Raw genomic sequence first — 21821 nt, 5'->3', positions numbered from 1 at the left:
CCTGTTTTGGGGAAATACTCGTTGTGCTTAGCGCTTAGGTTAGCGCAATTTAGTAGGTATATTTAGCTTCTAGGTAATAGTAGCCACCATTAAAACCAAAGGGCGTATTGGTCAGCGGGTAGACGAAAATACCATTGAAGTTATTATCATCTGGGCGTTTTTCAGGGTAAGTGTCGAATAAGTTCTGCACCCCAGCGGTTAAGCTTAAATTATCTGTGGCCGCATAGTTTACCGACATGTCCATCACCCATTTATCATCGTAGGTGACATTTTCTTTGGAGTAACCCACAGTATATTCGCCAAAGTAGCTTAAGCGCACTGTACTTGTGAAATCCCCAAGGCTGTGAGTTAAGCCTATGTTGCCGGTGTGATTTGGGTTCGCCTGAGTCATGCGAGTCTGTTCTATATTATCAAACAGCTCTTCTTCTAGGCCATTAAGTAGATTCGGTAGATGAATGCTTTCGATTTCAGTGTCGTTATAGGCATAAGCTAGGCTTGCTTTTAAATCGCCATAATTGCCAATATCAAACTCTTGAGTCACAACCAAGTCAACACCACGGGTGCGGCTATCCACAGCATTAATGAAAAAGCGCGCTGCTTCAGCATTGGTTTGCGCTAAGAGAGCGGCAACCACTGGCGAGTCGCTCGGGGTTAATGAGCTTGAGAGCACAATTCTGTCTTCAATGGAGATTTGGTAGGCATCAATGGTGACGGCTAAGCCATCGTGATCGTTATAGACCAGACCCATACTGTAAGATTGTGAGATTTCAGGCTGTAATTTACCCACTTCAAGCGCTTGAGTGATAGGCGAGAAGTTGTTAAAAGTGCCGGACTCAGTCGGGACTAATTGGCCAGTGTTAGGGTCTGGATTAAACAAGGTAGAGATGTTGGTGAAATACAATTGTTGTACGCTTGGCGCCCTAAAGCCCGTATTGGTTGAGGCGCGCAGGCCCCAGTTATCATCTAGATCATAGCGGGCGGCAAGTTTCCAGCTGTTGTTACTGCCAAAATCTGAGTAATCTTCATAGCGCGCCGCGGCCGACCAGAAAAAATCTTCCGTGAGTTGGTTTTCAACTTCAGCATAAAGCCCAAGGTTTGATCTGTCTTCGTTGACTTGTGATTCTGGCGTAAAGCCGCCAAAGCCTTGGCTACCGCTACCAAAATAAGAATTGGCTTCACCGGCTTCGATTTGATAACCGTTCTCACGCCAGGCAACCCCTGTAGCTAATAGGATTTCTGAATCATTGGTAAAATTAAAATAGCGAGAGGCATCCAAGTTAAGGTTGGTTTCGCTGGTGGATAAAGTTCCCGCATTAAATTCTGTTTGGCTACTTGGGCCGATACTGGCATTTAAGGTGTTGACCACTCGGTATTCAAATTCGTTGCTGCCATGGCCAACAGAGGAGTCTAAGCTCCATTCGCCTAAGTTAAATTTATAACCCACGACTAAAGAGCTATCTGTGATGTCTGGATTTATCTGCGGCAAAAAGCCGTCTGGGTAAATTTCTACTAGATTACGAGAATCTAAAGCACGGCGGTAAAATGCCCCAGATTTCGTTTCTCGTTGGCTTATGCCGCCAAAGGCATACAACTGGCTTTCGTTTTCAAAATCAAAGCCTGAATTAATAAATAAGCCTAGGTTGTCGTATTCGGCATCACCAACGTGATGATTTTTACGATTAAATGTGAGCTCTCTTGGGTCTTCAGCGCCATTGGGTAGTTCAGGGTATTGCTGACGTGGATCAAGGCCCGCGCGGTTAGTGCTGTCTTTATGGTGTGCTTCTAACGACAAGTTAATAAAACCTGTTTCTAAAAAGTTGATCCCATGATTTAGCCCAAGGCGCCATTGCTCACCATCGCCTTCATAGGTTTGCCCTGCTTGAGCAGAGACAGTGCCGCCTTCATCGTAGTCCTTAAGTACCACGTTAATGACCCCAGCTATGGCATCAGAGCCATACTGCGCCGATGCGCCATCGCGAAGAATTTCAATGCGTTTTATCGCCGTCATCGGGATAGCATTCAAATCGACGTTAGATGAACCTTTGCCAAACGTACCGCCAAGATGCACTAATGCTGAGCCATGACGACGCTTGCCATTAACCAGCACTAAGGTGTGATCAGGTGACAGGCCGCGTAAGCTTGCTGGACGCACGGCATCTGAGCCATCGGTTACCGATGAAAATGGAAAACTGTAGCTTGGTGCTGCAAATTGCAGTGCACGGGCCGTTTCGGACATGCCAGTTGCCTGTAATTGCTCAGCTGTGATGATATCAACAGGGACCACGCTGTCGGTTTCTGTACGTAGCGCCATGCGAGAGCCAATGACTTGAATTTTCTCTACTCTGGGGACTTCTTCAGCTTGTGCTGCTGGTAACATAAACTGGGATGCGACTGCTGCGGCTATCAATGCTAAACGCATAAGACCTCTCTTACATTTCAATTGGTTAATCCTAAATTAATGAGGATATTAACAGCATTAAAATCAGGGCTATTAGTCAAGTTAGTGCTAACTCAGTTCACAATGAACTAAAAACACTGACAGGTTTGTTTAAATTCACTCGATGGCTTCAGTTGTTATCAGGCCTGCCGATAACTTGGCTGCTTGAAAGTGTAGGTGCCAGATGTGTATCTGGCAATCTTGGTGGCACAGTAGTGCACTGATTACATACTATATTTACTCGTTATATCTTGATGTTAAGGAAAACTTCTTGTCAGCACTCAGATTTATAGCAGGTCCCACAGCCTTTAAGGCGATAAGTGAACATGGCTTGACTCCAGACCTTTTTAATCAACTGCTTGCCGCATCTGGTGGCCCGAAATGGCTAGGTATTGCAGGACTTGATAAGTATCTATTTAGCGAGTTTTTTAAGAATAGAAAACAGCCTTTATATACCTTAGGCGCTTCATCAGGAGCCTGGCGGCTGGCGTGTCTGGCCCAGCAAGACCCCTTAGCGGCGTACCAAAGATTAGAGAAGTTTTATATCGGCCAGCGTTATGAAAGTAAGCCATCCCCTAGGGTTGTCAGTGAGCAAGTTGAAGCGATCATTCAGCAGATTTTAGGGCCACAAGGTGGGCAAGATATTGTCGATAACAGCATTATTCGCTCGCATTTTGTGGTGTGCCGCGCCAAACACCTTAATCGCAGCAATCACAGATTAGGTTTAGCGGCAGGCCTTGCTACCACTGCCATGACGAATATCATTAGCCGCCGCAGCTTAGGTTGGCATTTTGAGCGAGTGGTAGTGAGCCATCAAGACAGCGACTCTCCTTTTACTGCGCTTGAGGATTTGCCCACAAAGCAAGCCCTGCTTAATAAGCATAATCTCAGCCAAACCTTGTTGGCCAGTGGCTCAATTCCTTTGTTACTTGCGCCAGTTAAACATATTTCAGGACTGGCAGCGGGGCATTATTATGATGGTGGTTTAACCGATTATCACTTTGACTTACCTTTGCCAAAGGGGCTGACACTGTATCCGCACTTTTATCCTCACATGAGCCCAGGTTGGTTTGATAAGTCCTTAAGCTGGCGTAGGGCGAAAAACAATTACCATAATGCGTTGATTTTAGCGCCATCGAGGGAGCATATTGCGAACTTGCCCTATGGAAAAATCCCAGATAGAGAAGATTTTAGCGCCTTAAGCAGTGCCAGCAGAATGGCATATTGGCGTGAATCGGTGAAGTGGAGTGAGTCTCTGGCCGATGAATTTGCCAAGCTGCTTGCCAGTGGCAATATCATGCAGAAATTAGAGCGACTGTAAAAACTGTAATTGCGCCTGTAATAAATACTGTTTTGCCACTGTCTAGTTTGTATAGTAATTAAGCATTATATTGTATAGGTTTTAGGTTCGATAAAAACCTAACTGCTACACTGATATGACGATGAGTACGGAGAATACCACCTGTAATTAGGAGGTTGTTATGCAAACTACAGAAATGGCACTACTGGTTCAAGACGCTGTCTTGCTGCCCGATGGCCGTATTGAAGTGCGTATTGTTTCTCCAAGTCAGCTCACCATGATAGCCAATGTGCTCAGGGGGCAATATTCTTTAGCCTTTGCAGCGGCTAAAGCACACAGCCCTTTACCTTGCTATGTTACTGCCACCCAGTGCGATATTATTGATTTTAATCAGCTTGAAGATAACTCCTTGAGTATAGTGCTTGAAGGTCGCCAGAGGGTGAAGATATTGTCAGCGGCTCAGCAGCGCGATCAAGTATGGATCGCCAGAACGCTACCTTGTGCAAATTGGCGTAATGAGCCCATAGCGGGTGAATTCGAGATTATCAGCGCCGCCCTTGAGCAGTTTTATGAGGTAAATCCCGACTTATTGGGCTTATACACCCAGACTCACTTAGAAGATGCTACTTGGGTGAGCCAACGTTGGTTAGAAGTTTTGCCTATGTACAATAAAGACAAGTTAGTGTTAGTTGAGCAGCCAAATTGCCATAAGACCATGGACTTTGTGCTGCAACTGCTTAAATCTCACGTTCAGACTTAACGTTTACTCAGTATTGGACTGAATACTCATCACATTAATGATCCGAAAAGTCAGAGTGTCTGAGCTTTTCAATTCAAAACTCAGAAATAAGCGTCTGTGGTCTGCGCCCTTACGGCTTGAGTCAAAATTATCAGCTTGGTATTATAGCGGCCTATTTTAGCCGTTTTAAAACGCCAACTCTTTCTATGACAATCAATACCGCTCGCGCCGCCCAGCCCTCTTATGTGGTACTCCCAAAAACTGATCCGCTCCCTGTGACAGTGGCTGAATTTCTATTGCAGCATTTTTCACAAATCACCCCAGAGGTTTGGATGCAGCGCTTGAGGAAAGGTAAAGTGCATTGGAAAAATGGCGAGCTTATTGATGAGCACACGCCTTACCGTCCATTAGCGCGAGCATATTATTATCGCGAGGTGGCGGTGGAAACCAAAGTGCCATTTGAAGAGGTCATCTTGCATCAAGATGATAACGCCATTATTGCCTATAAACCGCATTTCTTACCCGTGACCCCAAGTGGCAACTATGTTAACGAGTGCCTAGTTCATAGGTTAAGGATTAAAACGGGTATTGATACCATAGCGCCAGCGCATCGATTAGATAAACACACTGCAGGTATTGTCTTGCTGACGACAAACCCTGAGGTTCGACATCAGTATCATAATTTGTTTATTGAAGGGAAAATCCGTAAAGATTATCACGCCTTAGCTCAATTGACGCCAGAGCTTAGCGCAGCCCATCAAGCAGGAAACCTAAATCTGCCAATAAGCTGGACGGTGAAAAATCGCCTCGGACCTGCAAGCCCCAGTTTTTTAACTCAGCTGGTGGAGGGCGAGCCCAATAGCCATTCAGAAATTCAATTGATTGCCATAAAAGCGGATATGGGCCTGTTTGTTTTGAGCCCTATTACGGGTAAAACTCATCAGCTTAGGGTGCATATGCAAAGCTTAGGTATGCCGTTAGTGAACGACAGTTTTTATCCTGAATTACAACCCAAAGGCCCTGAGGACTTTACTAAGCCGTTAAAACTATTAGCACAACGGCTTAGATTTATAGATCCAATATCAGGCGTTGTCCGCGACATTCAATGCCAAGGATTTAGCTTGGATTAATGGGGTTGAAAAAGCAGGTAATCGGCGGCTAACGTGATAAACAGTAGCATTCCAACCCAGTTGTTATTGAGGAAGGCTTTAAAGCAGGCGGGGCGGTCACGACTGAAAATAAGCTTTTGCTGGTAGCAGCTAAAGGCGATAAACCCTATTAAACCCAAACCATAGATGAGGCCACGTTCGGCGTTAAGTCCTGCCATAAAAAAGCACCCTAAGGCGGCAAGTTGAAATAGCCCTATCCATTGTCTGTCGAAACGGCCAAATAGAATCGCGGTGGATTTAATCCCGACTTTTAAGTCGTCGTCCCTATCGACCATGGCATACATGGTGTCGTAAGCCACAGTCCAGCACCAATTGGCAGCAAATAACCACCAAGCTTCAATAGGGACTTCACCTAGTTGTGCGGCGTAGGCCATAGGGATTGACCAACTCCAGACTATGCCAAGAAACATCTGCGGCATATTGGTTACCCGTTTCATAAACGGATACATTATGGTCAGTATGATCCCAACTACTGAGAGTTTTACCACCAGTGGATTGAGCAATAGCACTAAGCCAAAGGCAAGTAAGCCTAATAGCGCAAATAGGCTCAAGGCTTCTTTGCTGCTAATGGCTCCAGAGGCCAATGGCCTTTGTTTGGTACGCTCGACATGGGCATCAAGGTTACGGTCGGCATAATCATTAATGATACAGCCGCAAGCACGCATGATGACCACACCTAAGATGAATATAAGCAACACTTTTACGTCGGGCATCCCTTTAGCGGCAAAGAGCAGCGCCATCAAGCAGGGCCACAATAGCAATAAGGTGCCAATGGGCCTGTCGATGCGAGACAACTGGGCATAAAGTGTTAATTTATATTTTATGCCTTGTTGAGTCAGTGCTGTCATATCACTCCTTGAAATCATGCTCATAGCTGCCAATGGGTAAGCGTAAAACGGTAACTTTATTGCAAATAAACAGATTACTGATGTTTGATTGCGGATTAGCAGGCTTCAAGTTTAGCCAGTGAGACTAGTAACCACTTACTGCCAAACTCTTTGAAGTCCACTTGGACTCTGGCCTTGTCACCCATGCCCTCGAAGCTTGTGATGGCGCCTGGGCCAAATTTAAAGTGAGTGACCATTTGGCCGATTTTAAAGCCAGTATCATTGGCCATGGTGGCCCTGGGTTTAACGATTTTTGCATTCATAGTAGGGGTTGATACCTTAGCTCGTAAGCGAATTTCCTCCACAAATTTAGCGGGGATTTCACCAATAAAGCGTGATGGGCTGGCGTAATCTTCACGGCCATAGATACGCCTTGATTCGGCGTAGCTGATGGTGAGCTTTTCCATAGCGCGAGTCATACCTACATAACAAAGACGGCGCTCTTCATCGAGTCTATCACCCTCGTCCAGCGCCATTTTACTTGGGAATATCCCCTCTTCGACGCCAGACATAAATACCATAGGGAACTCGAGTCCCTTGGCAGAATGAAGCGTCATTAATTGTACTGCATCTGTAAACGCATCGGCTTGACCTTCACCGGCTTCTAAGGCCGCGTGGGACAAGAAGGCATTGAGCTCGCCCATGTCTTCAAGTTCTTCTGGCATTTCAAAGCTGCGCGCCGCCGTCACGAGTTCGTTTAAGTTCTCGATCCTAGATTGGGCTTTCTCGCCTTTTTCGGCTTGATACATGCTTCTAAGGCCAGAAGTATTCACTACAGTATCGACCATAGTGAACAGCTGCATTGCTTCTGTGTCGACTTTAAGGTCAACGATTAAGTCCATAAAGCCGCGCACCGCATTGGCCGCACGACCCGCTAAGACTTTCTCTTCCAACAAACGTAAACTCGCTTGCCATAGGGTGAGCTGGTGTTGTCTGGCGGTGGTGCGCATAATATCTAAGGTGCGATCACCAATCCCGCGGGTGGGGGTGTTAACGATACGCTCAAAGGCTGCATCATCATTATGATTATTGATAAGACGCATGTAACCCATGGCGTCTTTGATTTCTTGGCGCTCGAAGAAGCGCAGACCACCATAAATACGGTAAGCCATGCCCTTGTGTAAGAAAGCTTCTTCCAATACCCGAGACTGGGCATTTGAACGGTAGAGAATAGCACAATCAGTTAAGGCGCCGCCTTTTTCTTGCCAGTCTTGGATACGGCTAACGATATAACGGGCCTCGTCCATTTCATTAAAGGCACAATAAATGGAAATGGGTTCGCCGTCTTTATCTTCGGTCCAGAGTTTTTTGCCTAACCTGTCTGGGTTATTGGCAATTAATTCGTTGGATGCATTAAGAATATTGGCGCTAGAACGGTAATTTTGTTCCAAGCGTATGGTGCTAGAACCTGGAAAGTCTTGTAGGAACTTGTGTAGATTTTCAACCTGAGCCCCGCGCCAGCCGTAGATGGACTGATCGTCATCACCCACTATCATCACATTGGCACTGTTACCGGCCAATACACGGATCCACGCGTACTGGATGGCGTTAGTGTCTTGGAATTCGTCCACTAAGATGTGTTTGAAGCGTTCTTGGTAGTGTGCCAGTAAATGGGGTTTATTGAGCCACAGCTCGTGGGCACGCAAGAGGATTTCAGCAAAGTCTACTAAGCCCGCGCGATCGCAAGATTCTTGGTAAACTTTATAGATATTTAGCAGGTTTTGCTCAATGGGGAAACCGCCAGCATCGATATGCTTAGGGCGCAGTCCTTGGTCTTTCTTGCCATTGATGTAGCCTTGGGCTTGACGAGGAGGATATTGTTTTTCGTCGAGGTTTAGGCTTTTTAAAATGCGCTTAAGTAAGCGAAGCTGATCGTCAGAGTCGATTATTTGAAAGCTTTGGGGCAGGTTAGCATCTTGGAAATGGGTCCGCAGTAGACGGTGGGCTAGGCCATGGAAGGTGCCTATCCACATGCGGCCCATGTTAGAGCCTGCCACTTTTTCAACGCGCTCGCGCATTTCTGCAGCGGCTTTATTGGTGAAGGTCACGGCTAAGATGGAGTAGGGGCTTTGCTGTTCAACCTGCATTAACCAAGCAATTCTATGGGTTAATACACGGGTTTTACCACTGCCTGCGCCAGCGAGCACTAACATGTTCGATAGTGGTGCGCCTACGGCTTCACGCTGTTTATCATTTAAGCCGTCTAGTAATCTTGATACGTCCATTAACCCTCCCAAAAATCAAGGGAGTATTATAGCAAGAGCTAGGGGAAAAAGAGAGGTTTAGCTGGCTTCATCAAATTTTGAATTGATAAGACTGCAGATGGCATCGAGTGCCGCCTGTGCATCTTTGCCTTGGGCGACGATAGTGATTTCCTTACCCATGGCGCTTTCGAGCATTAAAAGCCCAAGCACACTGGCGGCGCTGGCTTGCTTATCACCCTGAAACAAACTGATCTCAGCCTCAAATTCAGATGCTAAAACAGCAAGCTTAGTGGCCGCTCTGGCATGAAGACCTAGCTTGTTGACTATGGTTATCTTGCGTTCGAGTCTAGGCATAGCGTAATTTCCCTGCTGGCATTAGGCTTTGACGTCGCCTAATTCACGATGACGCGCGTTGACCACATGTTTGCCATTGGCAAAGCGTTTGGCGAGCTGATCGGCAATGTAGACGGATCTGTGCTGGCCCCCAGTGCAACCTATAGCTATGGTCAAGTAACTGCGATTATTGCGCTCAAGATGCGGCATCCAGGTTTCAAATAGGTTTTCAATCTGCCAAATTAATTTATGCACCAGCGGCTGGCGGGCTAAAAACTCTTGTACGGGGATATCGAGACCTGTTAGTGGGCGCAGCTCGGCTTCCCAATGAGGATTAGGTAAGAAGCGCACATCAAACATAAAGTCGGCTTCAGTGGGCATACCATGCTTAAAGCCGAAGGATTCAATATTGATCACTAATTCTTTATCGACACTGCCGAGCAATATTTGTCTGACTTGATCGCTAAGCTCATAGACATTAAGCATTGATGTATCTATATGATGGTCAACCATTTTAGCGATAGGCTCGAGTAGCCTGCCTTCGAGCTTAATGGCATCTTGCAGTGATGTTTGGCTTCGGGATAGTGGGTGCAGCCTACGGGTTTCACTGTAGCGTTTAAGCAACACCTTATCACTTGAATTTAAGAAGAAACTGGTGATTTCTGTTTCGGGAGGCAGTAGGGCCAATTGCTGTTCGAGTACCTTTCCTTGCTCAGCAATATTGCGCACATCGACACTAATGGCCACTAAGTCATTGCTGCTCTTTAGTTGTGCTAATAGGCTGCCAATTAATGCCAATGGTAGATTGTCGACACAATAATAACCTAGGTCTTCTAATACCCTAAGAGCGACGGATTTCCCTGAGCCTGAGCGCCCTGATACGATCACGAGTTTCATTAGGTTATCACCTGGTAAAGTTCGGCTGCATTTTGCGCTTTGCGCAGTTGTTTTAAAATTTGTTTGTCTGAAAGCTTTTCTGCCATAGCTGCTAAGGTGCTTAAATGCTGCTTGCATTGATCCTCTGGCACTAATAAAGCAAACAAGATATCCACCGGCTGTTTATCAATGGCATCGAATGCTATGGGGTCATCGCATTTGATAAATACACCGATAGGCTGGCTGATATTGTCTAAACGGCCATGGGGTATTGCAATGCCATTGCCAATTCCTGTACTGCCCATTTTTTCTCTGGCCACTAGACTTTCGAATACTGCTTGCGCAGAAAGGGTAGGGTACTGGGCAGCAACAAGCTCGCTGATGAGTTCCAGTACCTTTTTCTTACTGCCCGGTGTGGCACAGCTGGTGCATTCCTGCTGTAATATGCTACAAAGTTCCATTGTTAGTGTTTTATTAACTTCTCTTTGTGTTTAATGACTTGACGATCGAGCTTATCGATCAGTATGTCTATGGCTGCGTACATATCTGTGTGTTCTGATGTCGCGAACACTTCCGCTCCGCTTAAGCTAATTTTTGCTTCGACAATTTGTTGTAATTTCACAACATTTAGCACCACGTTGATATTATTGATCTGATCGTAATGGCGTTCAAGCTTTGAAAATTTGCTGGTAATGTACTCCCGCAGTGATTCAGTGATCTCCACATGGTGCCCTGTTAGGTTTATTTGCATAACACATCCTCCAATAGCCCGTAGGTTATAAACTCTTACGTTGGTTTGAGGGGGGAATGAGCATTGCTTCACGATATTTCGCTATCGTACGACGGGCTACATTGATCCCCTGTTCCGCCAGAAGTTGGGCCATTTTACTGTCGCTTAATGGTTTTTTCTGGTTTTCTGCGGCAACCAGCTTTTTAATGAAAGCGCGGATTGCGGTAGACGAGCACTCACCACCATCATCGGTACTTACGTGGCTTGAGAAGAAATATTTAAGCTCGAACAAGCCTTTGGGGGTGTGCATGTATTTTTGCGTTGTCACGCGAGAAATGGTCGATTCGTGCATTTCTACGGCTTCAGCTATGTCGTTGAGTACCATAGGTTTCATGGCTTCTTCACCGAACTCAAAAAAGCCTTGTTGGTATTGAACAATACAATTAGCCACTTTGAGTAGGGTATCGTTACGGCTCTCTAAGCTCTTAATAAACCATTTGGCTTCTTGTAAGTTACCACGAATAAATTGAGTGTCGACCTGGCTCTTGCTGCTGCGAGCCATGGCGGCATATTGCTGATTAACACTGATTTTTGGCATGCAATCAGGGTTGAGTTCTACCACCCAGCGACCACTTTTTTTGAATACAGTCACATCGGGGATCACGTATTCGTCTTCATTATGGGCAATGATAAGCCCAGGTCGTGGATTGAGTGATTGTATTAAGCTGATGGCGTCTCTGAGATCGTCTTCTTTAAGGCGTGTCTTACGCATTAATAGCCTGAAATCACGACCTGCAATTAAATCTAAATGCTCGTCTATTAACATACGTGCATTGTCTAAGTGGGGCACATCAGTGGCATATTGCGCCAGCTGGATCAATAAGCATTCCCGTAAATCCCTAGCGGCTATGCCCACAGGGTCAAAATGCTGTACCCGCTTGAGTACTGCTTCTACTTCATCAAGCTCAACATCGCTATTGCCCATGGCTTCGAGGATATCTTCGGTAGACTGAGTGAGATATCCACGTTCATCGATGGCATCGATAATCGCGGTGGCGATGGCGCGGTCAGTTTCTGAAAATGGGGTGAGGTTTTTTTGCCACTCAAGATGCTCGTATAAGCCCTCAGTGGTCTCGCCTTGAAAGGGCATATCATCGAAACCTCCACCACTTGCTGAGCCTGAGTTTGGCGCTGCAGTAAAGACCTCATCCCAGGTGGTGTCCATGGGTAATTCATCAGGCATGGACTCTTGTGTCAGGGATTCGGCGGTGTCAACGGATGAGGTATCCTTCTCGACACTAACTTGGCTGTTGTCGCTAAAGTCTGTGTCGCCTTGGATATCATCTTTTTTGGCTGGTTTTTCGAGGGAAAATTCGTCTTCTAGTTCCAATAATGGATTGGATTCAAGGGCTTGTTGAATTTCTTGCTGTAGCTCCAATGAAGAAAGTTGCAACAGACGAATAGCCTGTTGCAGCTGTGGGGTCATAGTTAGATGTTGACCCATTTTAAGTTGGAGTGACGCTTTCATTTACCGCTTATCCCTAGTGTCTATTCCATGAGTGTGACAGATTTTGCTGGAGCATTATCTGTGCCCCTGAAGGTTATTCTGATCAACTATAGCTTGAATTGTTCGCCTAAGTACACTGTCCGAACCTGCTGATTATTTAAGATTTCAGCTGGCGTGCCTTCGGCAATTAAATTGCCATGACTAACGATATAAGCTCGCTCACAAACGTCTAATGTTTCCCTGACGTTATGATCGGTAATTAATACCCCAAGACCGCGACTCTTGAGTTGTTGAATTATTTTTTTTATATCTATCACAGAGATAGGATCAACACCAGCAAAAGGCTCATCCAGAAGAATAAACTGAGGATCGGCGGCTAAGGCTCTGGCAATTTCAACGCGGCGGCGCTCACCACCAGATAATGACATGCCTTGGCTGTCACGAATATGGGTAATGTGAAATTCTTCTAACAAATGCTCGAGTTGCTCTTCACGCTCATCATTTGATAGCTTTTTGCGAGTTTGCAATACGGCCATAATGTTATCTCTGACCGTAAGTTTGCGAAAAATACTGGCTTCTTGTGGCAAGTAGCCAATACCTTTACGTGCCCGTAAATGCATAGGGTCAGCGGTGAGGTCGTCATCATCAATTAGAATGCGACCCTTGTCGCTCTTAACTAAACCTACCACCATATAAAAGGTGGTGGTTTTTCCAGCACCATTGGGGCCCAGTAGGCCAACAATTTGCCCAGTACTAACTGATAGACTGACGTCTTTAACGACTTGACGGTTCTTGTAACTTTTTGCAAGATTTTCAGCAGTTAACTTAGATTGGATCATTGCTCATCCTGCTTTTTAACTGGAATTTCAGGCAGGCTGGGTTTGACATTGCTGTCCTGATAATTTTCAGGCTGAATAATGGTGATAACCCTGTCTTGACCTTTACCTGTACTCTCAGCGAGTAGCTGCTGCTCTTTAATGTTATAGCGAATGCTGTTGCCTGTGACTTGGTTACCAGCTTGATCCAACTTAGCTTCGCCAGTCAGAGTCAAGGTGCGGGAGGCAAGATCGTAGCGAATTTCTTTGGCACTGGCGGTACCTATACTGCCATCATCGAGTTCTTGGCTAAAGGTGGCTGGATTACCTATGGCCAACATGACCTTGCTCGGGCTTTTACTAGTGCTGAATGCTCGCAGCTCATCGGCATGAATGTTAATTGTACCTTGGACCACTTTTACTGGGCCAAAGAAGATAATTTGGTTGTTCTTGATGTCGGCTTTTTGGCTCACAGCTTCAACTTTTAGCTCTTGCTGTAAATCGCCTTGCTTAGCGATAGCGCCATGGCTGGTTGCCAATAATAGGCCTATCAAGAATATGTTACTTTGCTTCATATGTTCCTTCTACCTGACTAAGTAAGGTCAATTCTTCTGCTTCTAGGTCAGCATAAAGGCCTAAGCCTTGAATAATAAAGTCTTTACCTTTGACATATAGCATGTCATCGGAAGTCATTATCATGGTATTCATGTCGAATGCCAATGATTGAGTTGAGATTGATTGTACTGGCTCTTCGATGTTAATAGCATCAATTATTACATTGTTCTCTAAAAGCATTTTGCCAGTTTGCTTGTTTAACTTGCCTTGACTGGCTTGTAACTGCCACTGAGCCTTGCCTGACTCTGGATAAATTAAATATACTGGCTCAGTGAAGTGGGTCACTTGAGTCGACTCATAGTGCTCCATGTGCCTAGCCATGACCTTGCTCACTAATAAGCCTTGTTTATCAAATTCGGCGCTGCGTAGTTCATCGGCGGTAAATGCCGGTCTTTCGATCACATCAACCTGAATTTGCTCCATCGCGCTGCGCTTTAGCTGTACTTGCCAGTACAAGAATAGTGAAGCACTGAAGAAGGCGATAATGGCTAAGGTGACGCGATTCATATACTCATACCGTGAGCTGTGTTGAACTTATCTTGGCTTACTAGTAGTAAATCCGCCAGTTCTCTAAGTGCGCCGTGCCCGCCATTAATTTGAGTCACCATGTGAGCGTGTTGCTTAACATAAGGGTGGCCATCGGCAACACAAACTGCAAGACCGACCGCCTTCATCACTGGCAAATCCACCATATCATCGCCTATGTAGGCAACTTCATCGGCACTGACGTTGTAATGTTTCATTAAGGCGTTAAATGGCACAAATTTATCGTCGATACCTTGATAAATCTCGCTGATCCCAAGGGCTGTCATGCGGTTTTCAACAATTTTAGATTTACGCCCGGTAATCACAGCGACCGCAAAGCCACTGGTTAAGAGTGAGCGCACGCCATAACCATCACGAGTATGAAAAGCTTTGAGTTCTTCGCCATCGTTGCCCATATAAATACGGCCATCGGAAAACACCCCATCTACATCACAGATGAGCAATTTAATTTTTTGCGCTTTTTGCCATACTAGATCTGAAACTGGACCGTATAAACCTGGCTGTGACATGTTAAATAACTCCTGCTTTTACCATATCGAGCATATTTAATGCGCCAATTGGCTGTTGCTGATTGTTGACCACAATAAGGCCATTAATATTCTTACTTTCCATCACTTGTAGCGCCTGAGCGGCCAATATACCTTCAGTGATGGTGACACAATTCTTGGTCATGACGTGTTCGATAGGCGTGGTGCGAAGGTTAACTTCGGCATCTATGACTCGGCGTAAATCGCCATCGGTAAAAATACCCACTAAGGCATTATTCTTATCAACCACAGCTGTCATGCCTAAGCCTTTTTTGGAGATTTCATACAAGGCTTCAGTGATGCAAATATCATGAGACACACAAGGTAGTCTGTCACCTTGGTGCATCACATCGCTGACTTTTAATAATAATTTACGCCCTAATGAACCGCCTGGGTGGGACAGCGCAAAATCGTCTTGAGTAAACCCTTTGGCTTGCAGTAATGCGACTGCTAGAGCATCGCCCATCACTAAGGTTGCTGTTGTGCTTGAGGTGGGGGCTAAGCCAAGAGGGCAGGCTTCTTCAGGCACTTCTATGCACAAATGTATCTTGGCAAACTTTGCCATGTTCGACTCAGGTTTGCCGGTGACAGCGATAACAGGCAAGCCCATGCGTTGAATAACCGGCAGTAATGTGAGAATTTCACTGGACTCACCTGAGTTTGAAATGGCGAGAATAATATCTTCTTTAGCAAGCGCACCTAGATCGCCATGACTGGCTTCACCTGGGTGGACGAAAAATGCTGGCGTTCCCGTACTGGCTAACGTTGCCGATATTTTATTACCTATATGACCGGACTTTCCCATCCCCATGACGATGACTTTACCTTTGCACTGCAAGATCAATTCACAAGCCTGACTAAATGCATCGGAATCAACAAACTGATAGAGGTGATCTAGGGCTGACTTCTCTATATCAATGACTTTACAGCCCCATTGGCGCCACTGGTTTTGATTGACCATATTGCTCTCTTCGTTTGCTAAAGGGTGAATAAACACATTGCAAATAATGGGTTTATTAAAATTAGTTCGCGCTAAAAATAACGACCTGGTAAACGATAAAGGTCAGTAGTAACACTGCCCCGTGCCAGCGTGTGAGTTGCTTCTTGGCGCCGCTAGATAATACTAATATGGCTAAGGCGCAGCTAGTGGCTAATACCATATAAAAATCTCGGCTGCTGGCCTGAGCATCGACTTCACCGGGTGCAATTAAGCCTGGCAGAGCCATAACCGCTAAAATATTAAAAATATTGGATCCAACGATATTACCTATGGCAAGGTCGTGTTCTTTCTTCATTACGCCCGCCACGCAGGCTGCCAACTCAGGCAGGCTAGTGCCCACAGCAATAATGGTTAACCCGATAACAAGATCAGATAAACCAAATGTTTTCGCAATGCCTACCGCGCCATCGACCATCCAATCGGCCGATAATGGCAAGAGTACCATGCCAACCAGTATCCAGAATATGGCGCGCCATGTGGGTACGCCGGTAGGTATTTCAGCTTCTGACTCATCGGTGAGTGCATCTGGCGTTTTATTGCTTAGAGCCTGATAAATTAAGTAGCCCATGAGCGCAAAAAATGCGCTGAGTAAAATCCAGCCATCTGTACGGCTAAGGATACCATCATGGAGTAAGTAGCCTGCTAATACTGTGGCGGCTATCATAAGTGGGATTTCGCGTTTAAGGGTCTCAGAGGTGACAGATAAAGCGCCTAATAAAGCAGTAATACCTAATATTAGGGTAATGTTGGCGACATTCGAGCCAAGCACATTGCCAATGGCCGTGTCACTCATGCCTTCCATTGATGCAGTGGCTGCGACAAACATTTCTGGTGCTGAGCTGCCCATGGCAACTATGGTTAAACCTATTAGCATAGGCGGCAAGCCAAGGTTGCGTGCAAAAGCTGCGGCCCCATAGACGAAGCGATCTGCGCTCCAGACTAAAACGGCTAAACCTATCACTAAAAATAAAATGTTAACTAGCATGGGATTCTCATTTGTCTACAGTCGGGAACATTTTCGCTGGATTTAACTCAAATTGAAAGTCTCCGGCTCAATTGATGTGAGATTCTACACTCCTCACGGGATTTGGTTGTAGCTTTAGCAACAATTACGTACAATTCCTTTCTTAAATTTATTGCTAGGAAGGCTATCATCACCTCACCCTTCATGTCTGAGATAACCATGTCTAACAACCCAACATCTTTGGTTGAAATTAAAAACCTCAGTTTTAGTCGCGGTTCTCGTGTGATATACGAGGACATTTCACTAAGCATACCTAAAGGTAAAGTCACTGCCATCATGGGTCCAAGTGGCATAGGTAAAACCACTTTATTGAAATTAATTGGTGGTCAGTTGACTCCTGACAGCGGCCAAGTGTTGTTTGATGGCCATGACGTGCACCAATTAGCGCGCGGTGAATTATTTAATTTACGTAAGCGCATGAGCATGTTGTTTCAAAGTGGTGCGCTGTTTACTGATATGAATGTCTTCGATAACGTAGCGTTTGCCCTGCGTGAACATTCGGGGTTACCTGAAGACATTATTCACAAAATAGTGATTATGAAGTTGCAAGCTGTGGGCCTTAGAGGCGCCGCTTACATGATGCCTAATGAGCTTTCTGGCGGTATGCAGCGTCGTGCAGCTCTGGCCCGGGCTATCGCGCTGGAACCTGAAATGGTGATGTACGATGAGCCTTTTGCCGGCCAAGATCCCATTTCCATGGGCATGCTGGTAAAACTTATCAGACAACTGTCAGATTCATTGAAATTGACCTCTATTGTGGTGTCTCATGATGTGGATGAAGTATTAGGTATTGCTGACTATGTGTATGTGGTTGCTGATAAGCGAGTGGTTGCTCATGGTACACCTGAGCAATTAAAGCAGTCTGATAATCCACAATTAGTGCAGTTTATTCAGGGAGCACCAGATGGGCCGGTTCCCTTCCATTATCCAGCGGGTAATTATCAACAGGAGCTGATGCGTGGATAAGATGAGTCAATTACTCAATCAAATCGCCTTAATCGGCCAAAGTGCAATCGCCTTTATGCGTGGCTTTGGTAAAGCGGGTTTGATGCTATGGGGGGCGCTGTTTCATCTCCCGAATGTGCGCAAAGGTGGGCCGTTACTGCTGAAGCAAATTTATGTGCTCGGCGTACGTTCGATGATCATTATCATAGTGTCGGGTTTATTTATCGGCATGGTGATGGCGCTGCAAGGTTACAATGTGTTAGTGGGATTTGGCACTGAAGAAAGCTTAGGCCCTATGGTGGCGCTGAGTTTGCTGCGGGAGCTTGGACCTGTGGTTACTGCCTTATTGTTTGCCGGTCGCGCAGGGTCTGCGTTAACCGCTGAAATAGGATTAATGAAGTCAACCGAGCAGTTATCTAGCCTTGAAATGATGGCAATTGACCCATTAAGGCAAGTGATAGCGCCGCGTTTTTGGGCGGGTGTCATTAGCATGCCGTTATTGGCTGTGATGTTTAGCCTAGTGGGCATTTATGGTGGTCATATAGTTGGGGTGGAATGGAAAGGCATTGATAGTGGCACTTTTTGGTCTATTCTGCAGGCTTCCATTGAATGGCGTCAGGATATCGTTAACTGTGTTATTAAAAGCACAGTATTTGCGGTAGTCGTCACTTGGATTGCCCTCTATCGAGGCTATGAAGTGAACCCAAATCCTGAAGGAATTAGCCGTGCTACCACTTCAACCGTGGTGCAGGCAAGCTTAGCGGTACTTGGATTGGACTTCTTGCTAACTGCGATTATGTTTGGCCAGTAAAGCGTTTGGTGTGTGAGTGAAGATATCGGTGTAGTTAAGCCGCAGAATTTTATAATAGATAACTTAATATATGAGTGGTTTTAAATTATGTTAACACGGAAAATCGAGCTATTAGTGGGTATGTTTTTGCTCTCTGGATTGGTAGCCTTCTGTTTGTTAGTCTTTAGCGTAGCGAATGTAAAAATTAACGCTGACGATAACAGCTACATCTTAGTTGCCGAGTTTAATAATATTGGTGGCTTAAAAGTACGCTCGCCAGTAAAAGTGGGGGGGGTTGTGGTTGGCCGAGTCACAGACATTAGTTTAGATTCAGATAAGTTGGTGCCAATCGTGACACTGGCCATGGATAAGCGTTTCAATCAGTTTCCTGAAACCAGTAGCTTATCGATTCAAACCGCAGGGTTATTAGGTGAGCAGTTTTTGGGCTTAACACCTGGGTTTGTTGATGATGATATTGCCATGCTTGGTGATGGTGATAAAATTCAAGACACACGTTCAGCTTTGATTTTAGAAGATTTAATCGGTCAGTTACTCTATAGCATGTCCTCAAAAGATAAATAATAGGAGCAGGTGCAATGAAAACTCGTTTAGGCGGTCTTTTTACTGGTTTAATCATGTTGTTAGGTGTGCAGTCATTGGCCATGGCCGATGAGGTTAATACTACAGATCCTTACCTCTTGATTGAGCAAGCCGCCAATATTACCTTTGCACGCTTTCGAGCAGATAAAGCCCTTATTGATGCTGATTTGAATCATTTAAAGGTTATAGTCAAAGAAGAGTTAATGCCCTACGTGGATTACAAATATGCCGCCTATAAAGTCATGGGTCAATATTTGCGAGACACTAGTGTTGATCAGCGTGAGCGTTTTGTTACGGCTTTTGAAGGCTATTTAGTCGCGACTTATGCTCAAGCATTCACCCAATATACAGATCAAAAAGTGGTTTACGATCCTGGTACTGATTTCAGCAAAGAAAAAATGGTTGAAGTGAATGTGCAAATTATTGAAGAAGGTCGTCCACCGATTAAAATTCTCTTTAAAGTACGCCGTCTTAAAGATAATTCTTGGAAGGCATTTGATTTAGTTGCTGAAGGCATAAGCTTATTGGCATCTAAACAGTCAGAGATTTCTAATTTGATCCGTAAAGACGGTATAGATGCCGTTATTGTGCTATTGAATGAGAAGACTCAAGAAAGAATTGATCGTAAAGCGGGAGCTGATGCCCCGTGATTGAATTTATTCAACAAGGTGAAGCCTGTGCTATCCAAGGGTCATTAAGTCAGCAGCAGGTGATTGAGCTCTGGTCTAAAAGGCGCAAATTATTTAGCCCAAGTACCCAAGTATTAGATTTGTCTGGCATCACCTATGTAGACAGTGCTGGAGTTGCGCTGTTGCTCGAATTAGCGCACTTGTCTCATAAAGGTTCGCCGAAGCGTCAATCGCCAAGGATGTTTATCAAGCCTAGCAAGCCGCTTAGTAAGATGATTGAGCTTTATGATTTAGAGGTTTTTGTGCAGTAGTGCTATTGGCTAGCGCTTGTAACTCAATGACCCCCTAGTGATTAGTATTAAAGGTAAAAGATTTTATGGATTGCAAACAGATAGAACAGATTTTAATTGACGCTTTAGGGCTTGAAGAAGCCCATGCCAGTTCAGATGGCAGCCATTACAAAGTGGTTGCTGTGGGTGAGTGCTTCGATGGCATGAGTAGAGTGAAGCAGCAGCAAGCGATTTATGGACCGTTAAACGAGTACATTGCCAGTGGTGCATTACACGCACTGACAATCAAAACATTTACGCCGACCCAGTGGAAGCGTGAAAAAATTTTTAACATGTAAGCCTAGAGAAACAGTGTGGATAAATTAACGATTCAAGCCAGCAAGCCTTTAACTGGCAGTGTAGTGATCTCTGGCGCTAAAAATGCCGCATTACCTATATTAATGGCCGGCGTACTCGCCGAAACAGACTTTGTATTATCTAACGTACCTGAGCTTAGGGATGTCAGCACCAGCTGTAAATTGCTACGCTGTTTAGGTGCAGAAGTTGATGAGCTAGGTGGTGGTCGCATTCGTATTTCAACCACTAATTTGAATGAGTTTTGCGCTCCATATGACTTAGTCAAAACCATGCGTGCTTCTATTTTGATCTTAGGGCCATTATTAGCCCGCTTTGGCACTGCAGATGTATCTTTGCCTGGTGGCTGTGCCATAGGTGCACGTCCGGTAAACCTGCATTTGCAAGGTTTGGAGCAAATGGGCGCTAAAATCGAAGTTAAAGAAGGTTATATCAAAGCCAGAGTCGATGGCCGCCTGAAAGGCGCGCACATCTTTATGGACATGATAAGCGTAGGTGCTACCGAAAACTTACTGATGGCCGCTGCACTAGCCGATGGCATAACGACTATTGAGAATGCTGCTCAAGAGCCTGAAGTCACAGATTTGGCTCATTGTCTTATTGCCATGGGGGCAAAAATCACTGGTGTGGGTACCGCGACCTTAAAGATTGAAGGTGTTGAGCGCTTACAAGGTTGTGAATACCGAGTGATGCCAGACCGTATTGAAACTGGTACCTTTTTAGTCGCGGCAGCTGTGACGCGGGGCAAAATTCGCTGTGAAAGTGCAGACCCTACTTCAATGGAAGCTGTGCTGGCTAAGCTTGAAGATGCTGGTGCAACCGTGACTAGCGGTGAAGATTGGATTGAGCTTGATATGCATGGCATGCAGCCTAAAGCGGTTAACATTAAAACTGCACCGTATCCTGGATTTCCAACAGATATGCAGGCTCAGTTTTGTGTACTTAATGCCTTAGCTCAAGGGACGGGTAGAGTCACTGAAACTATCTTTGAAAATCGCTTTATGCACGTGCCTGAGCTTATTCGTATGGGGGCCAACATGGAGCTTGAAGGTCATACTTGTATCATTCAAGGGATAGGAAAACTCAATGGCGCTCAAGTGATGGCAACTGATTTACGCGCATCGGCAAGTTTAGTCATCGCGGGTTTGATGGCTGAAGGTACCACTTTGGTTGATCGTATTTACCACCTTGATCGTGGTTACGAGCATATTGAATCTAAGTTTCAAGGTCTAGGCGCTGAAGTTATTCGCGTTAAGTAAGCTCATATTTTGTGACGAACTCCGTGACAAACAATAAAAAAGCCATTCATTGATGAATGGCTTTTTTATTGTTTGCAGATATGGCCTGAAAAGTCGCTGAGGCAAATCAGTCACGTACGATGTAACCGTCTAGCGAACCACACCTCGCATCATTGATCTGACTATTTGAAAATACCTGCTCAATGATAAATTTGGAGCAGGTGATGAAAACATACAGAACAGCGGCACAGTGGCTCGGTTTACTT

Annotated in this window: 24 protein-coding genes; 10 read left to right on the top strand and 14 right to left on the bottom strand. The window is 45.3% G+C overall.

Annotated features, from left to right (window positions below; all coding sequences use genetic code 11):
- Positions 1–49: 49 nt before the first annotated feature.
- A complete protein-coding gene (locus tag H5073_RS11595; RefSeq protein WP_182679738.1) occupies positions 50–2419 on the bottom strand; it encodes a TonB-dependent siderophore receptor in 2370 nt (789 codons plus the stop codon).
- A gap of 289 nt (positions 2420–2708) precedes the next feature.
- On the opposite strand from H5073_RS11595, the gene H5073_RS11590 reads away from it, so the two are divergent.
- The 3 genes from H5073_RS11590 (at position 2709) to H5073_RS11580 (ending at position 5606) form a co-directional block, all read left to right on the top strand.
- Positions 2709–3758: a patatin-like phospholipase family protein gene (locus tag H5073_RS11590; RefSeq protein ID WP_182679737.1), complete on the top strand. Its 1050-nt coding sequence runs from the start codon at positions 2709–2711 to the stop codon at positions 3756–3758.
- Positions 3759–3918: 160 nt separating this feature from the next.
- A complete protein-coding gene (locus H5073_RS11585) occupies positions 3919–4497 on the top strand; it encodes an LON peptidase substrate-binding domain-containing protein (RefSeq protein ID WP_182679736.1) in 579 nt (192 codons plus the stop codon).
- A gap of 185 nt (positions 4498–4682) precedes the next feature.
- Positions 4683–5606 (top strand): RluA family pseudouridine synthase, encoded by a 924-nt coding sequence (locus H5073_RS11580; protein WP_182679735.1) that lies wholly within the window; start codon positions 4683–4685, stop codon positions 5604–5606.
- Here the strand turns inward: H5073_RS11580 and ubiA are convergent.
- The 13 genes from ubiA to H5073_RS11515 all read right to left on the bottom strand — a co-directional run bounded on the left by ubiA (position 5603) and on the right by H5073_RS11515 (position 16670).
- Complete coding sequence (ubiA, locus tag H5073_RS11575) at positions 5603–6493, bottom strand: 4-hydroxybenzoate octaprenyltransferase (RefSeq protein ID WP_182679734.1); 891 nt, start codon at positions 6491–6493, stop codon at positions 5603–5605. The genes H5073_RS11580 and ubiA overlap by 4 nt on opposite strands.
- A gap of 95 nt (positions 6494–6588) precedes the next feature.
- On the bottom strand, positions 6589–8757 hold the full coding sequence (gene uvrD, locus H5073_RS11570; RefSeq protein WP_182679733.1) for a DNA helicase II: 2169 nt from the start codon (positions 8755–8757) through the stop codon (positions 6589–6591).
- 57 nt (positions 8758–8814) lie between these two features.
- On the bottom strand, positions 8815–9090 hold the full coding sequence (locus H5073_RS11565; RefSeq protein WP_011494943.1) for an HPr family phosphocarrier protein: 276 nt from the start codon (positions 9088–9090) through the stop codon (positions 8815–8817).
- 21 nt (positions 9091–9111) lie between these two features.
- Complete coding sequence (gene rapZ / locus H5073_RS11560; RefSeq protein ID WP_182679732.1) at positions 9112–9966, bottom strand: RNase adapter RapZ; 855 nt, start codon at positions 9964–9966, stop codon at positions 9112–9114.
- Entirely contained in the window at positions 9966–10406 is a 441-nt protein-coding gene (gene ptsN, locus H5073_RS11555; RefSeq protein ID WP_182679731.1) for a PTS IIA-like nitrogen regulatory protein PtsN, read from the bottom strand. Before ptsN ends, rapZ begins: the two co-directional genes overlap by 1 nt.
- Before the next feature lie 2 nt (positions 10407–10408).
- Entirely contained in the window at positions 10409–10696 is a 288-nt protein-coding gene (hpf, locus tag H5073_RS11550; RefSeq protein ID WP_182679730.1) for a ribosome hibernation promoting factor, read from the bottom strand.
- A gap of 25 nt (positions 10697–10721) precedes the next feature.
- Positions 10722–12203 (bottom strand): RNA polymerase factor sigma-54, encoded by a 1482-nt coding sequence (locus H5073_RS11545; RefSeq protein WP_182679729.1) that lies wholly within the window; start codon positions 12201–12203, stop codon positions 10722–10724.
- Positions 12204–12289: 86 nt separating this feature from the next.
- On the bottom strand, positions 12290–13021 hold the full coding sequence (gene lptB, locus H5073_RS11540; RefSeq protein ID WP_182679728.1) for an LPS export ABC transporter ATP-binding protein: 732 nt from the start codon (positions 13019–13021) through the stop codon (positions 12290–12292).
- A complete protein-coding gene (gene lptA, locus H5073_RS11535) occupies positions 13018–13572 on the bottom strand; it encodes a lipopolysaccharide transport periplasmic protein LptA (RefSeq protein ID WP_182679727.1) in 555 nt (184 codons plus the stop codon). Before lptA ends, lptB begins: the two co-directional genes overlap by 4 nt.
- The gene (gene lptC / locus H5073_RS11530) at positions 13559–14119 is read right to left on the bottom strand and encodes an LPS export ABC transporter periplasmic protein LptC (RefSeq protein WP_182679726.1); all 561 of its coding nucleotides are present in this window, start codon (positions 14117–14119) and stop codon (positions 13559–13561) included. The genes lptA and lptC overlap by 14 nt, the downstream gene beginning before the upstream one ends.
- Positions 14116–14667, bottom strand: a complete 552-nt coding sequence (kdsC, locus tag H5073_RS11525; RefSeq protein ID WP_182679725.1) for a 3-deoxy-manno-octulosonate-8-phosphatase KdsC — start codon at positions 14665–14667, stop codon at positions 14116–14118. The genes lptC and kdsC overlap by 4 nt, the downstream gene beginning before the upstream one ends.
- Position 14668: 1 nt before the next feature.
- The gene (locus tag H5073_RS11520) at positions 14669–15646 is read right to left on the bottom strand and encodes a KpsF/GutQ family sugar-phosphate isomerase (RefSeq protein WP_182679724.1); all 978 of its coding nucleotides are present in this window, start codon (positions 15644–15646) and stop codon (positions 14669–14671) included.
- Positions 15647–15707: 61 nt separating this feature from the next.
- Positions 15708–16670, bottom strand: coding sequence for a calcium/sodium antiporter (locus H5073_RS11515; protein WP_182679723.1), 963 nt, complete (start codon positions 16668–16670; stop codon positions 15708–15710).
- Positions 16671–16868: 198 nt separating this feature from the next.
- Here H5073_RS11515 and mlaF point away from each other — a divergent pair, with 198 nt between their 5' ends.
- From mlaF to murA, 7 genes are all read left to right on the top strand, one after another.
- Positions 16869–17675, top strand: coding sequence for a phospholipid ABC transporter ATP-binding protein MlaF (mlaF, locus tag H5073_RS11510; protein WP_404948393.1), 807 nt, complete (start codon positions 16869–16871; stop codon positions 17673–17675).
- Position 17676: 1 nt separating this feature from the next.
- Positions 17677–18465, top strand: a complete 789-nt coding sequence (gene mlaE / locus H5073_RS11505) for a lipid asymmetry maintenance ABC transporter permease subunit MlaE (protein WP_182679770.1) — start codon at positions 17677–17679, stop codon at positions 18463–18465.
- An 87-nt stretch (positions 18466–18552) separates the two neighbouring features.
- A complete protein-coding gene (gene mlaD / locus H5073_RS11500; RefSeq protein WP_182679721.1) occupies positions 18553–19026 on the top strand; it encodes an outer membrane lipid asymmetry maintenance protein MlaD in 474 nt (157 codons plus the stop codon).
- Between the two features lie 14 nt (positions 19027–19040).
- Complete coding sequence (locus H5073_RS11495; RefSeq protein WP_182679720.1) at positions 19041–19694, top strand: phospholipid-binding protein MlaC; 654 nt, start codon at positions 19041–19043, stop codon at positions 19692–19694.
- Positions 19691–19984: an STAS domain-containing protein gene (locus H5073_RS11490; protein WP_182679719.1), complete on the top strand. Its 294-nt coding sequence runs from the start codon at positions 19691–19693 to the stop codon at positions 19982–19984. The genes H5073_RS11495 and H5073_RS11490 overlap by 4 nt, the downstream gene beginning before the upstream one ends.
- Positions 19985–20049: 65 nt before the next feature.
- Positions 20050–20301 (top strand): BolA family protein, encoded by a 252-nt coding sequence (locus tag H5073_RS11485; protein WP_182679718.1) that lies wholly within the window; start codon positions 20050–20052, stop codon positions 20299–20301.
- Between the two features lie 15 nt (positions 20302–20316).
- Entirely contained in the window at positions 20317–21576 is a 1260-nt protein-coding gene (gene murA / locus H5073_RS11480) for a UDP-N-acetylglucosamine 1-carboxyvinyltransferase (RefSeq protein WP_182679717.1), read from the top strand.
- Positions 21577–21821 lie beyond the last annotated feature (245 nt).

Source organism: Shewanella sp. SR44-3, from assembly GCF_014163735.1.
GTDB lineage: Bacteria > Pseudomonadota > Gammaproteobacteria > Enterobacterales > Shewanellaceae > Shewanella.
The sequence above is the reverse complement of the archived record's forward strand: the minus strand, read 5'-3'. Positions and strand labels throughout refer to the sequence as shown.

Coding starts and splice junctions, on each gene's coding strand:
- H5073_RS11595 (WP_182679738.1), bottom strand. CDS start 2,419: ATGCGTTTAGCATTGATAGCCGCAGCAGTCGCATCCCAGTTTATGTTA.
- lptB (WP_182679728.1), bottom strand. CDS start 13,021: ATGATCCAATCTAAGTTAACTGCTGAAAATCTTGCAAAAAGTTACAAG.
- H5073_RS11585 (WP_182679736.1), top strand. CDS start 3,919: ATGCAAACTACAGAAATGGCACTACTGGTTCAAGACGCTGTCTTGCTG.
- H5073_RS11545 (WP_182679729.1), bottom strand. CDS start 12,203: ATGAAAGCGTCACTCCAACTTAAAATGGGTCAACATCTAACTATGACC.
- ptsN (WP_182679731.1), bottom strand. CDS start 10,406: ATGGAACTTTGTAGCATATTACAGCAGGAATGCACCAGCTGTGCCACA.
- lptC (WP_182679726.1), bottom strand. CDS start 14,119: ATGAATCGCGTCACCTTAGCCATTATCGCCTTCTTCAGTGCTTCACTA.
- mlaF (WP_404948393.1), top strand. CDS start 16,869: ATGTCTAACAACCCAACATCTTTGGTTGAAATTAAAAACCTCAGTTTT.
- H5073_RS11485 (WP_182679718.1), top strand. CDS start 20,050: ATGGATTGCAAACAGATAGAACAGATTTTAATTGACGCTTTAGGGCTT.
- lptA (WP_182679727.1), bottom strand. CDS start 13,572: ATGAAGCAAAGTAACATATTCTTGATAGGCCTATTATTGGCAACCAGC.
- mlaE (WP_182679770.1), top strand. CDS start 17,677: ATGAGTCAATTACTCAATCAAATCGCCTTAATCGGCCAAAGTGCAATC.
- rapZ (WP_182679732.1), bottom strand. CDS start 9,966: ATGAAACTCGTGATCGTATCAGGGCGCTCAGGCTCAGGGAAATCCGTC.
- H5073_RS11580 (WP_182679735.1), top strand. CDS start 4,683: ATGACAATCAATACCGCTCGCGCCGCCCAGCCCTCTTATGTGGTACTC.
- H5073_RS11520 (WP_182679724.1), bottom strand. CDS start 15,646: ATGGTCAATCAAAACCAGTGGCGCCAATGGGGCTGTAAAGTCATTGAT.
- mlaD (WP_182679721.1), top strand. CDS start 18,553: ATGTTAACACGGAAAATCGAGCTATTAGTGGGTATGTTTTTGCTCTCT.
- hpf (WP_182679730.1), bottom strand. CDS start 10,696: ATGCAAATAAACCTAACAGGGCACCATGTGGAGATCACTGAATCACTG.
- H5073_RS11565 (WP_011494943.1), bottom strand. CDS start 9,090: ATGCCTAGACTCGAACGCAAGATAACCATAGTCAACAAGCTAGGTCTT.
- H5073_RS11515 (WP_182679723.1), bottom strand. CDS start 16,670: ATGCTAGTTAACATTTTATTTTTAGTGATAGGTTTAGCCGTTTTAGTC.
- uvrD (WP_182679733.1), bottom strand. CDS start 8,757: ATGGACGTATCAAGATTACTAGACGGCTTAAATGATAAACAGCGTGAA.
- kdsC (WP_182679725.1), bottom strand. CDS start 14,667: ATGTCACAGCCAGGTTTATACGGTCCAGTTTCAGATCTAGTATGGCAA.
- ubiA (WP_182679734.1), bottom strand. CDS start 6,493: ATGACAGCACTGACTCAACAAGGCATAAAATATAAATTAACACTTTAT.
- H5073_RS11495 (WP_182679720.1), top strand. CDS start 19,041: ATGAAAACTCGTTTAGGCGGTCTTTTTACTGGTTTAATCATGTTGTTA.